1 protein-coding gene (only partly in view) is annotated in these 13,745 nt (G+C 72.0%); it reads left to right on the forward strand.

The genetic code is table 11. The features are described from left to right. Positions 1–13,745: the beginning of a type I polyketide synthase gene (locus tag AMYBE_RS0110230; RefSeq protein ID WP_020659280.1), read on the forward strand. 14,356 nt of this gene lie beyond the right edge of the window; 13,745 of the gene's 28,101 nt are visible here — the first part of the coding sequence; the start codon lies at positions 1–3; its stop codon lies off the right edge, out of view.

Raw genomic sequence — 13,745 nt, forward strand, 5'->3', positions numbered from 1 at the left:
ATGGACAACGAACAAAAGCTCCGGGACTACCTGAAGCGGGCAGGCGCCGATCTGCAGCGGTACCGCAGGCGGGTGACCGAACTCGAGGAAGCCGCCGTAGAACCGATTGCCATCGTCGGCATGGCGTGCCGGTTCCCGGGGAACGTCGCCAGCCCGGAAGATCTGTGGCGGATGGTCCTCGACGGCGAGGACGGAATCTCGGGCTTCCCGCCTGACCGCGGGTGGGACCTCGGCGACACCGTGTCCGCTGGTGGCGGTTTCCTTCACGGGGCAACGGAATTCGACCCGGACTTCTTCGGTATTTCGCCGCGGGAAGCCCTCGCGATGGACCCCCAGCAGCGCGTACTGCTCGAAGCGTCCTGGGAAGCCTTCGAACGCGCCGGGCTCGATCCGGCCGCGCTGCGGGGGAGCCGGACCGGGGTATTCGTCGGTGCGATGGCCCAGGACTACCGCATCGGTCCTGGCGAGGGAGCGGAGGGCTTCCAGCTGACCGGTGCCACGACCAGCGTCCTCTCCGGACGGTTGTCTTACACCTTCGGCCTGGTCGGCCCGGCGGTGACAGTGGACACCGCCTGTTCCTCATCACTGGTCGCGATGCATTTCGCGGCGCAGGCGCTCCGCGGCGACGAATGTTCGCTGGCGCTGGCGGGCGGCGTCACGGTGATGTCCAGTCCGGCCACCTTCGTCGAGATGGGCCGGCAGGGCGGCCTCGCCGCCGACGGCCGCTGCCGTTCGTTCTCCGATGACGCGGACGGTACGGGCTGGTCCGAAGGCGTCGGAATCCTCGTCCTGGAAAGGCTGTCCGACGCCCGGCGCAACGGGCACGAAGTACTGGCGGTCGTCCGAGGCTCCGCGGTCAACCAGGACGGTGCATCGAACGGCTTGACCGCGCCGAACGGCCCGTCGCAGCAGCGGGTCATCCAGCAGGCTCTCGTCAGCGCCCGGCTGTCCCCGGCCGAGGTCGACGTCGTGGACGCGCACGGGACCGGTACCGCACTCGGCGATCCGGTGGAGGCGCAGGCGCTGCTGGCGACCTACGGGCAGGATCGGGACGCGGCCAGTCCGCTGCTGCTCGGCTCGGTCAAGTCGAACCTCGGCCACACCCAGGCCGCTGCCGGGGTGGCTGGGGTGATCAAGATGGTGATGGCGATGCGGCACGGCGTGGTTCCCCGCACGCTGCACGTCAGCGCTCCGTCGTCGCATGTGGACTGGAGCGCGGGCGCGGTCCGGCTGGTGACCGAGCAGGTCCCGTGGCCGCACACCGGCGAACCCCGCCGGGCCGGGATCTCTTCGTTCGGCATCAGCGGCACCAACGCGCACACCATTATCGAGGAGGCGCCGCGCGTTGAGACCCCGGCGGACCCCGGCGGCACCGTCGCCGGTGTCGTGCCGCTGCCGGTTTCCGGCAAGACGGCTGAGGCGCTGCGGGCCCAGGCGGCCAATCTGCGGTCGTTCGTGGACGAGCACCCGGATCTCGACCTGGGCGATCTGGCCCGCTCGCTGGCCACTTCGCGATCGAGTTTCGAGCACCGGGCAGTGCTGGCCGCCGCCGATCGCGAGGCGGCCGTCGCTGGGCTGAGCGCCCTGGCCGCGGACAGCTCCGCATCGGGCCTCGTTCGCGGAATCGCCTACGGAAAGCCGAAACTCGCGTTCTCGTTCACCGGGCAAGGCGCCCAGCGGCTGGGCATGGGCCGCGAACTGTACGCGCGCTTCCCGGAGTTCGCCGCTGCGCTGGATCTGGTCGCCGCGGCTCTCGACGCGCATCTCGATCGTCCCCTGAAGGACGTGATGTGGGGCGAGCAGGCGGAAACGCTGGAGCGGACCGAGTACGCCCAGCCCGCGCTGTTCGCGCTCGAAGTCGCCCTGTTCCGGCTAACGGAAGCCTGGGGTGTCAAGCCGGATTTCCTCGTCGGCCACTCGATCGGCGAACTCGCCGCGGCTCACGTGTCCGGTGTCTTCAGCCTCGAAGACGCGGCCGCGCTGGTCGCCGCTCGGGGCCGGTTGATGCAGGCCTTGCCGGCCACCGGATCGATGGTGTCGTTGCAGGCGTCGGAAGCCGAGGCCGCGGCGCTCGTGGCGGGCAGGGAAGACGCGGTCTCGATCGCCGCGGTGAACGGACCTGCTTCGGTGGTCGTGTCTGGCGCCAGCGAGGTGGTCGACGAGATCGCCGCGCACTTCGCGGCGCTGGGCCGCAAGACGAGAAAACTCAAGGTTTCGCACGCGTTCCACTCGCCGGACCTCGATTCGATGCTCGGCGAGTACAGAACGCTGGTGGCGGGGCTTTCCGCGCAGCCGCCGCTGATCCCGATCGTGTCGACGGTGACCGGCGCAGCGATGACAGCCGAACAGGGGACATCCGCGGATTACTGGACCGACCAGGTCCGCCGTGCCGTCCGGTTCGCCGACGCCGTCGGCTGGCTGTGGGACCACGGCACCGGAGTGTTCCTCGAACTCGGCCCGGACGGGGTGCTCTCGGCCATGGTCCGGGACTGCCTGGACGATATCGGCGACGCTGCCTTCCCGGCGTTGCGGGCGGGCCGTTCCGAGACCGCCTCGATCACCTCCGCCGCTGGCGGCCTGCACGTGCACGGGGTCCGCCTCGGCTGGGAGGCCTTCTTCGCCGGAACCGGCGCACGTCGCGTGGACCTGCCGACCTATCCCTTCCAGCACAGCCGGTTCTGGCCGAAGTCGTGGGGAGCCGAAGCGGGCGATCCGCGCGCGGCGGGCCTGGGCGCGGCCCGCCATCCGCTGCTCGCCGCTGCCGTCTCCTTGGCCGACTCCGACGGATTCCTGCTCACCGGCCGGCTGTCCCTCCAGACTCATCCCTGGCTCGCCGATCACGCGGTGCGGGGCGCGGTCCTGGTGCCTGGTACGGCTTTCCTGGAGCTGGCGATCCGGGCGGGCGACGAGGTCGGCTGCGACCGGATCGAGGAGCTGACGCTCGCCGCTCCGCTGGTCCTGCCCGAGCACGGCGGCGTCCAGGTCCAGGCCTGGGTCAGTGCGCCCGACGAGTCCGGCTGCCGTTCGTTCTCCCTCTACTCCCGGCCCGAGCCCGCCGAGGACGCGGCCGAGCAGCCGTGGGTCAGGCACGCGGCGGGCGTTCTCTCTGCCGATGGCCCCGCCGCCGCGCCCGAGGCGGACCTGGTTGACTGGCCGCCCGCCGACGCCGAGCCTGTCGACCTCGACGGGCACTACGACCGGCTCGCCGACAACGGGTTCGAATACGGTCCGGCGTTCCGCGGTCTCACTGCCGCCTGGCAGCGCGGGGACGAGATCTTCGCCGAACTGACGCTGCCCGAGGGCACCGACGCCGACTCGTTCGGCATCCACCCGGCGCTTCTCGATTCCGCGTTGCACGCTTCGGCGTTCGCGGGTCTCTCCGGCGGTCTTCCGTTCTCGTGGGAAGGCGTCTCGCTGCGAGCCACCGGGGCGACCGGTGCCCGGGTGAAACTCGCCAAGCTGGCTGACGACACCATTTCCGTCGTGGTCGCCGACACCGCAGGCGAACCGATCGCGTCGATCGACGCACTCGTACTGCGCGCGGCGGACGGGCCCGGCAGCGCCGCCTCGGCGGAGCGGGACTCGTTGTTCGCCGTCGACTGGCGGAAGGCCCCAGCGAGCCGGGCGGTTCTGCCGTCGACCGTCGGCGTACTGGGTGAGGACGTCTTCGGTCTTGCCGATGCTGTTCGCGAAGCGGGAGCCGCGGCCGAGACGGAGCTGGGTTCGGCGTGGTCCGGCAGCACGGTGCCGGAGATCGTCCTGGTGCCGTTGCGGGGCAACGGAACCGATGTCGCCGCGGAGGCGCACCGCCTGGCCGCCGAGACGCTGAGCCTGGTCAAGGCGTGGCTGGCCGACGAGCGGTGTGCGGCCTCGCGGCTGGTCTTCGTGACGCGCGGAGCCGACCGCGACGACTTGGCCGCCGCATCGGTGCGGGGACTGCTGCGGGCTGGCCAGAACGAGCATCCCGGCCGGTTCGCGCTGCTCGACCTGGACCCGGCGGCGGCTTCCGTCACCGGGCTTGGCGCGGCGCTGGCGGTGGTGGACTCGGCCGAACCGCAGGTGATGATCCGGGACGAGGTCGTGCTGCGAGCCCGGCTGGTTCGGGTTTCCCCGGCAGGCGAAGAAGAATCGCCGTGGCGCGGGGACGGGACTGTCCTCGTTACCGGGGCCGCGAACGGTCTCGGCGGAGTCTTCGCCCGCCACCTCGCCGCCGAACACGGCGTGCGTCGACTGCTGCTGGTCAGCCGACGCGGCGCGGCGGCCGAAGGCGTCGCCGATCTCGTGGCCGAACTGGCCGAACAAGGCACCGAACTCGTGGTCGCCGCGTGCGATGTCGCCGACCGGGCCGCGCTGGCGGCGATGCTGGAGTCGATCCCAGCCGAGCACCCGCTGACCGGGGTGGTCCATACGGCGGGCGTGCTCGACGATGGTGTCGTTGACGCGCTGACGCCCGAGCGGCTCGATGCCGTCTTGCGGCCGAAGGTCGACGCCGCTTGGCATCTGCACGAGCTGACCCGTGACCTGCCGCTGACCGCGTTCGTAGTCTTCTCCTCGGTCGCGGGCACCTTCGGTGCGGCTGGACAGGCGAACTACGCCGCCGCCAACGCATTCCTGGACGCCCTCGCCGCGCACCGCCGGGACGCAGGCCTGCCCGGCGTGTCGCTTGCGTGGGGGCCGTGGGCCGGGTCCGGCGGCATGACCGCCGAGCTGACCGACACCGAGTTGGCACGCCTGGAGCGGGCAGGGACACCGCCGCTCTCCGTGGAACAGGGCGTCTCGCTGTTCGACGCCGCCCTCTCCGCGCCGGACGCGCTGCTGCTGCCAGTCCGGCTCGACCTCGGCGCGCTGCGCACACTCGACGAGATTCCGGCTCTGCTGCGCGGGCTTGTCAAGACCCGCCGCCGCTCCGTGATCGCCGGCACCGGCACGGCGTCCGCGCTGGTACAGCGGCTTGCCCGGCTCACCGAGGCGGACCGCGCCGACGCGGTGCTGGACCTGGTGCGCACCGAGGTCGCCGCAACCCTTGGACACGACAGTGCGAGTGCGGTCCAACCCGGCCGCGCCTTCGCCGACCTCGGGCTCGACTCGCTGACGGCGGTCGAACTGCGCAACCGGCTCAGCCGGGCGACCGGACTGCGCACCTCGGCCACGGTCGTCTTCGACTATCCGACGTCGAGCGCGCTGGCCGCGCACCTGCTCGCCGAGTTGACCGAAGCCGAGTCTGCAGCCGACGCTCCGGCCGTACGTGCCTCGCGCGCCGCTGCCGCCGACGACCCGATCGTGATCGTGGGCATGAGCTGCCGCTATCCCGGCGGCGTGGCTTCGCCGGCTGACCTGTGGCGGCTGGTCAGCGAAGGAGCCGACGCCATCTCGGGCTTCCCGGCGAACCGCGGCTGGGACCTGGCCTCGCTCTACGATCCGGACCCGGACCACCCGGGCACGACCTACGCGCGCGCTGGCGGCTTCCTGCACGACGCGGGCGAATTCGACCCGGCTTTCTTCGGCATGAGTCCGCGCGAAGCGACGGCGACCGACGCGCAGCAACGGTTGCTGCTGGAGGCTTCCTGGGAAGCGATCGAGGGTGCCGGAATCGACCCGGTGTCGTTGCGCGGCAGCCAGACCGGCGTGTTCGCCGGCGTGATGTACAACGACTACGGCGCGGTGCTGGCGCACGGCGACTTCGAGGGATTCCAGGGCAGCGGTACGTCGCCGAGTGTCGCATCGGGCCGCGTCTCCTACGTCCTCGGGCTGGAAGGCCCGGCGGTCACCGTCGACACGGCGTGCTCTTCCTCGCTGGTCGCGATGCACTGGGCGATGCAGGCGCTGCGCGCGGGGGAGTGCTCGCTGGCGCTGGCCGGCGGCGTGACGGTGATGTCCACGCCAGCTTCGCTGATCGAATTCGCCCGGCAGCGCGGCCTTTCCCCAGACGGCCGCTGCAAGTCCTTTTCGGACTCCGCGGACGGCGTCGGCTGGTCCGAAGGCGTCGGGATCCTTGTCCTCGAACGGCTGTCCGACGCCCGGCGCAACGGACACGAAGTCCTCGCGATCGTGCGCGGCTCCGCGGTCAACCAGGACGGCGCGTCCAACGGGCTGACCGCGCCCAACGGTCCGTCGCAGCAGCGGGTGATCCGCCAGGCGCTGGCGAGTGCCGGACTGTCCGCTTCGGACGTCGACGCGGTGGAAGCACACGGCACGGGGACGACGCTCGGCGACCCGATCGAGGCACAAGCGCTGCTGGCCACCTACGGCCAGGACCGCGACGAGGAGCGGCCGCTGCTGCTCGGCTCGGTGAAGTCGAACCTCGGCCACACCCAGGCCGCCTCGGGCGTTGCCGGGGTGATCAAGATGGTGCTGGCGATGCGCCACGGCGTGCTGCCCCGTACGCTGCACGCCGGCGTGCCGTCGTCCGAAGTGGACTGGGCGGCTGGCGCGGTGGAGTTGTTGTCCGAAGAGACCGAGTGGCCGGCCACCGGACGCCCGCGCCGCGCCGGGATATCGTCGTTCGGTATCAGCGGGACCAACGCCCACCTCATCGTCGAACAGGCCCCGGAACCGCGGCCCGCCCGGCCCGTCGAGCCGCAGCGGAACGATCTGGTTCTGCCCTGGCTGGTGTCGGGCAAGACCCCGGAGGCGCTGCGCGCACAGGCGGCCGCCCTGAAGTCCTTTGTGGAATCCCAGCCGGAACTGCGCGCGGCGGACGTCGCGTTGTCGCTGGCCACCACCCGCTCGGCGCTGGACCGGCGCGCGGCGGTCGTCGGTGCGGACCGCGCCGAGATGCTGGCCGCGCTGGCCGCGTTGAGTTCCGGCTCCCCGGCGCGCGGACTGGTCGAGGGCGCGTCCGGCGGGGGTGTCAAGCCCGCGCTGCTTTTCACCGGGCAGGGCAGCCAGCGTCCCGGCATGGGACGCGCGCTCTCCGAGCGGTTCCCAGTTTTCGCCTCGGCGCTCGACGAGATCGCCGCCCTGCTGGACGAATCGCTCGACCGGCCTTTGCGCGACGTTCTTTTCGCACCGGCGGGCAGCGCCGAAGCGCGGCTGCTGGACCGGACGGACTGGACTCAGCCCGCGCTGTTCGCGCTCGAGGTGGCGCTCTTCCGATTGCTGGAATCGTGGGGCGTCAAGCCCGCCGCGGTGGCCGGCCATTCGGTCGGCGAGCTGGCCGCGGCGCACGTCGCCGGGGTGCTTTCCCTGGCCGACGCCTGCACGCTGGTCGCGGCGCGGGCGAGGCTCATGGCGGACCTTTCCTCCGATGCCGGCGTGATGGTTTCGGTGCAGGCGGGGGAGGACGAGGTTGTCCCGCTGCTGACCGAAGGCGCGTCCCTCGCCGCGGTCAACGGGCCCGCGTCGGTGGTCGTCGCCGGCGACGAGGACGCGGTCAGCGCGGTCGCCGCGCACTTCGCCGAGCTGGGCCGCAAGACCAAGCGGTTGCGGGTGAGCCATGCGTTCCACTCGTCCCACATGGACGCGATGCTCGAAGACTTCCGTGCGGTGGCGCAGGGACTGTCCTACGCGGAGCCGGTGCTCCCCCTGGTGTCGAACCTGACCGGCGAGTTCGCCGCCGCGGGACAGGTGTCTTCCCCGGAGTACTGGGTCGAGCACGTCCGCGGCACGGTGCGGTTCGCTGACGGTGTCGCCGCGTTGCGGAACTCCGGGCTGACCACGTTCTTGGAACTCGGCCCGGATGGCGTCCTGTCGGCGATGGCCGAGGACGTCCTGGCCGGCCAGGACACTGAGGCTGAAGCCTTGCCGGTGCTGGGCGGCCATCGGCCGGAGGACCTCGCGCTGACTGAGGCGCTGGCCCGCCTGCACGTGCGCGGGATCGCGGTCGACTGGTCCGCGTTCTTCGCCGGTACCGGTGCCCGCAAGGTCGGCCTGCCGACCTACGCCTTCCAGCACCAGGCCTTCTGGCCTGAGGTCGTCCCCGCGCGCCCGGCGGCCGACCCGGCCGACGACCGGCTGTGGGCCGCCGTCGAGCGCGGCGACGCGGACGATCTCGCCGCCCTGCTCGGCCTGCGTGCCGAGCAGCTGTCCGCGCTGGGCTCGGTGTTGCCTGCCTTCACTTCGTGGCGACAGGACCGGCGGGAACGCTCGCTGCTGGACTCATGGCGCTACCGGCTGGAATGGAAGCCACTCCGGCCCGCGACGGCACCCGTGCTCGGCGGCACCTGGCTGGTCGTCACGACCGATCAGATCGACGCTGAGCAGATCGACCCTGAGCAGATCGAGTCGGCGCTCACCGCGCACGGTGCCGAGGTCCGCCGCGTCAGCATCGGCGAATCGCACGCCGACCGCGCCGCGCTCGCGTCCCTGCTCGCCGAAGCAGCCGAGGACGTGACGGGCATCGTGTCGTTGCTCGCCTTGGCGGGACAACCCGACGACGCCTTCCCCGTGCTGTCCCGCGGGCTGGCCCTGACCGTCTCGCTGGTCCAAGCGCACGGCGACGCTGGGGTCGCGGCTCCACTGTGGACAGTCACCAGCGGAGCCGTCTCCACCGGGCACTGGGACCCCGTCACCAGCCCGGCCCAGGCCGCGGTGTGGGGGTTCGGCCGGGTCGCGGCGCTGGAGTACCCGCGGAGCTGGGGTGGCCTGGTCGACGTCCCCGCGACCCTGGACGGCGCCACCGGGACCCTGGCGGCCGTTCTGGCCGGGCTCGACGGCGAGGACCAGGTCGCCATCCGGCCGTCCGGCGCATCGGGTCGCAGGCTGGTGCGCTACCCGGTGAGTGAGCTGCCCGACGAGTTCACCGCGTCCGGCAGCGTGCTGGTGACCGGCGGGACCGGCGCGCTCGGCGCCGAATGCGCGCGCTGGCTCGCCCGCAGCGGCGCGGAAAACCTGATCCTGGTCAGCCGCCGCGGCGACGCCGCGCCCGGCGCGGCCGACCTGCGTGCCGAACTGGCGGCACTGGGCGCGCGCGTGGACATCGTGTCCTGCGATGTCGCGGACCGCGCCGCGCTGGCGGCGGTGCTGGACCGAATCCCCGTCGAGCACCCGCTGACCGGCGTGGTGCACGCCGCGGGCACCGGCCAGTCGTCGCCGCTGCCCGAGACCGACCTCGAAACGTTCGCCGGGGTCATGTCGGCGAAGGTTTCCGGCGCGCTCAATCTCGATCATCTGCTCGGCGACACCGGCCTCGACTTCTTCGTGCTGTTCGCCTCGATAGCGGGAGTGTGGGGCAGCGGCGGTCAGAGCGCCTACGCCGCGGGCAACGCGTGCCTCGACGCGCTCGCCGGAGCGCGGCGCAACCGGGGACTGGCCGCGACCTCGATCGCGTGGGGACCGTGGGCCGAGGCCGGAATGGCACTGGACGACGCAGTTTCCGAGGACCTCGCCCGCCGCGGGCTGTCGTTCCTGAACCCCGAAGCAGCGATCGCCGAACTGCGCCGCGCGGTGGTGCAGCAGGACGTCGCGGTGACCGTCGCCGACGTCGATTGGCAGCGGTACTTCCCGATCTTCACCTCGTCTCGGCCCAGTCCGCTGCTCGCGGACCTGCCCGAAGCCCGCACCGCGCTCGACGCGGAATCCGCCGCGAGCGGTTCGGATTTCGTCGCGCGTCTGCGCGGGATGGACGAGCCCGAACAGCACCGGTCGGTGCTCGAACTGGTCCGTGCCGAAGCCTCGGTCGTGCTCGGGCACGATTCCGCGTCGGCGGTCGCGGAGCGGCAATCGTTCCGCGACCTCGGGTTCGACTCGATGACGGCGGTGGAACTGCGCAAGCGGCTGGCGAGGGCGACCGGCCTGGCGCTGCCGGCCACCCTGGCCTTCGACTATCCGAACCCGGCCGCGCTGGCGGCGTTCCTGCGCACCGAGGCGCTCGGCGGCGACACGGCGGTCCCGGACGCGGCCGGAACGGTGGCCGCCGACGGCGACCCGATCGTCATCGTCGGCATGAGCTGCCGGTTCCCCGGCGGCGTCCGCTCGCCCGAGCACCTGTGGGACCTGATGCGCCGGGGCGTCGACGCGGGCACGGATTTCCCCGCCGACCGCGGCTGGGACGGCGAGAGCCTTTACGACCCGGATCCGGACCGGCCCGGCCACACGTACACCACTCACGGCGGGTTCCTGCACGAAGCCGGTGAATTCGACCCCGGATTCTTCGGAATCTCGCCGCGCGAGGCGCTGGCGACCGATCCGCAGCAGCGGCTGCTGCTGGAGACCGCGTGGGAGGCCTTCGAACAGGCGGGGATCGATCCGGAAACCGTCCGCGGCAGCCGCACCGGCACGTTCGTCGGAGCCAGCTATCAGGACTACGGCGCCGGAGCCGATCTCAGCGGATCCGAGGGCATGCTGGTCACCGGCACGAGCCCGAGTGTCCTGTCCGGTCGCGTGGCCTACTTGTTCGGGCTGGAAGGCCCGGCGGTCACCGTCGACACCGCGTGCTCGTCCTCGCTGGTGGCACTGCACCTTGCCTGCCAGTCGCTGCGCAGCGGGGAAAGCTCGCTCGCACTCGCGGGCGGCGCGCACATCATGGCCAACCCTGGCCCGTTCATCGCCTTCAGCAGGCAACGGGCGCTCGCCGCCGACGGCCGGACCAAGGCGTTCGGCGACGGTGCCGACGGCATGCTGCTGGCCGAGGGGGTCGGGCTGGTCCTGATGGAACGCCTCTCCGACGCACGCCGCAACGGGCATCCGGTGCTGGCGGTGGTGCGGGGTTCGGCGATCAACCAGGACGGTGCGTCCAACGGGCTGACCGCGCCGAACGGTCCGTCCCAGCAGCGCGTCATCCGGCAGGCTCTGGCCGGGGCCGGACTGTCCGCTTCGGACATCGACGCGGTCGAAGGCCACGGCACCGGCACCGCGCTGGGCGACCCGATCGAGGTGCAGGCGCTCCAGTCCACCTACGGCCGCGACCGTGACCCGGAGCGGCCGCTGCTGCTCGGCTCGGTCAAGACCAACATCGGTCATACGCAGTCTGCGGCCGGGATCGCCGGGGTCATGAAGATGGTGCTGGCGATGCGGCACGGGATGCTGCCGCGCACGCTGCACTCGGAGACCCGTTCGCCGCACATCGACTGGTCCGCGGGCAGCATCGAGCTGCTGCGCGAAGCGAAGGAGTGGCCGGAGACCGGCAGCCCGCGCCGCGCGGCCGTTTCGGCGTTCGGCATCAGCGGCACCAACGCGCACCTCATCCTCGAACACGTCCCGGAGGAGGTTCCCGCCGAGGAACCCGAAGTCGCGGCCGGGATCTTCCCACTGGTGCTCTCCGGCAAGTCCCCGGCCGCGCTCCGGGGACAGGCCGAGGCCCTGAGGTCCTATCTGGACACGGAGACGGAACTCCGGCTCGGCGACGTCGGCTACTCGCTCGTCACCTCGCGCTCGCTCTTCGAGCACCGCGCGGTCGTGCTCGGCGCGGACCGCGCCGGGGCACGGACGGCGCTGGACGCATTCAGCCGCTCCGGCTCTTCGCCGGAGGTCGTGACCGGGACGGCGGACGTCGACGGCCGTACGGTGTTCGTGTTCCCCGGCCAGGGGGCGCAGTGGGCCGGGATGGGCGCCCGCTTGGTGGACGAGTCGGCGGTCTTCGCCGGGCGGCTCGCCGAGTGTGCGGCCGCGTTGTCGCCGTTCGTGGAGTGGTCCCTGATCGACGTCCTGCGTCAGGTCGAAGGCGCGCCGACGCTCGACCGCGTGGACGTCGTTCAGCCCGCCACGTGGGCGGTCATGGTTTCGCTGGCGGAGCTGTGGCGTTCACACGGGGTCGAGCCCGACGCCGTGGTCGGCCACTCCCAAGGCGAGATCGCCGCCGCGGTCGTGGCGGGAGCGCTGTCGCTGTCCGACGGAGCCAGGGTGGTCGCGCTGCGCAGCCAGGCCATCGGGCGCACGCTGGCCGGAGCGGGCGGCATGATGTCGATCGCCTTGCCCGCCGCGGACGTCGAAGCGAGGCTGTCGGGCCGCGGCGAGGGAATCTCGATCGCGGCGGTCAACGGACCGGCGTCGGTCGTCGTATCCGGCGAGCCCGAGCTGCTCGATACCTTGTTCGCGGAGCTGACCGCCGAGGAAATCCGGGTGCGCCGGATCGCGGTGGACTACGCGTCGCATTCCGCGCAGGTCGAACTGCTCGAAGCAGAGCTGTCCTCGGCGCTGGCCGAGGTCCGCCCGCGGGCTTCGGAGGTCCCGCTCTTCTCCACGGTGACCGGCGACTGGCTCGACACCACCGGGATGGACGCCGGCTACTGGTACCGGAACCTGCGGCAGCGGGTCGAATTCGCCCCGGCGATCGCCGAACTGATCGCCCAAGGGCACCGCGCGTTCGTGGAGGCCAGCCCGCACCCGGTGCTGATCGCGGCGGTGCAGGACGTCGCGGACGCGGCCGCCGTCAAGGCGGTGGTGGCCGGTTCGCTGCGCCGCGACCAGGACACCGTGACCCGGTTCCTGACTTCGCTGGCCGAGGTCTTCGTGCGCGGGGTGCGGGTCGGCTGGCCGGAGCTGTTCCCGGGCTTCCGCCGTGTCGCGCTGCCGACCTACGCCTTCCAGCACGAGAACTTCTACGCGGTCGCGGTCGAGCCGCAGCACGCGGCAGCCGACAGTGCCGACACGGAACTCTGGGAAGCCATCGAGGGACAGGATTTCGACTCGCTCAGCGCGAGCCTCGAAGTCGACCGTGCGGCGCTGGACGCAGTGCTGCCTGCGTTGTCGGCCTGGCGGCGGAACCGGCAGGATAAGTCCACAGTGGACTCCTGGCGCTACCGCGCGGTCTGGAAGCCGGTCAAAACCGGGCCCGCGGCCGTGCTGTCCGGGACCTGGCTGGTGGTGTCCGCCGAGAACGCCGGTGCCGATGCCGAGGTCCTCGCACTGCTGGAAAGCCACGGCGCCCGGGCCGAACGGCTCGTGCTGGACGAATCCGCGACCGACCGCGAAGTCCTCGCCGGGCTCTTGAACGCGGTCCCGGACGTGGCCGGCGTCGTCTCCTTGCTGGCCTTCGCGGAGCAGCCGAGCGAAGGCCACCCCGAACTCACCCTCGGCCTCGCGCTGAGCGTCTCGCTCGTCCAGGCGCTCGGCGACCTCGGCTGCGACGCTCCACTGTGGAGCCTCACCCGAGGCGCGGTTTCCACCGGCCACGCGGACCGGGCGGCCCGCCCGCTGCAGGCGCAAGTGACCGGCCTGGGCTGGACCGCCGCACTGGAGTTCCCGCAGCGCTGGGGCGGCGTCGTGGACCTTCCCGAGGACCTCGACCGGCGAGCGGCCGGGAGGCTGGCGAGCGTGCTGACGGGGGCGACCGGCGAAGACCAGCTCGCGATCCGCTCGTCGGGCGTGCTCGCCCGGCGGGTGGTCCCCGCCCAGGCGGGCGAACCGGACCCGGACCGGGCCTGGACCCCGCGTGGCACCACACTGATCACCGGCGGCACCGGAACCCTGGCCAAGCATCTGGCGAGGTGGCTGGCAGAACAAGGCGCCGAGCACATCGTGCTGACCAGCAGGCGCGGCATCGACGCGCCCGGCGCGCCCGAACTGCTGGCCGAGCTGACCGCCTACGGCGCCGAAGCGGACCTGGTCGCGTGCGACGTGGCCGATCGCGAAGCGGTCGCGCGGCTGCTGGGCGAGCTGAAGTCCGCGGGCCGGACGGTGCGAACGGTCGTGCACACCGCCGCGATCATCGAACTCGCCTCGCTCGACGCCACCGATCTGCCGTCCTTCGCCCGGGTCGTGCGGGCGAAGGTCCAGGGCGCGCGGCACCTCGACGAACTGCTCGCCGAAGAGGAGCTCGACGCGTTTGTGCTCTACTCCTCGACTGCGGGGATGTGGGGGAGCGGGCT

It is taken from the genome of Amycolatopsis benzoatilytica AK 16/65 (assembly GCF_000383915.1).
Classification (GTDB): Bacteria; Actinomycetota; Actinomycetes; order Mycobacteriales; family Pseudonocardiaceae; genus Amycolatopsis; species Amycolatopsis benzoatilytica.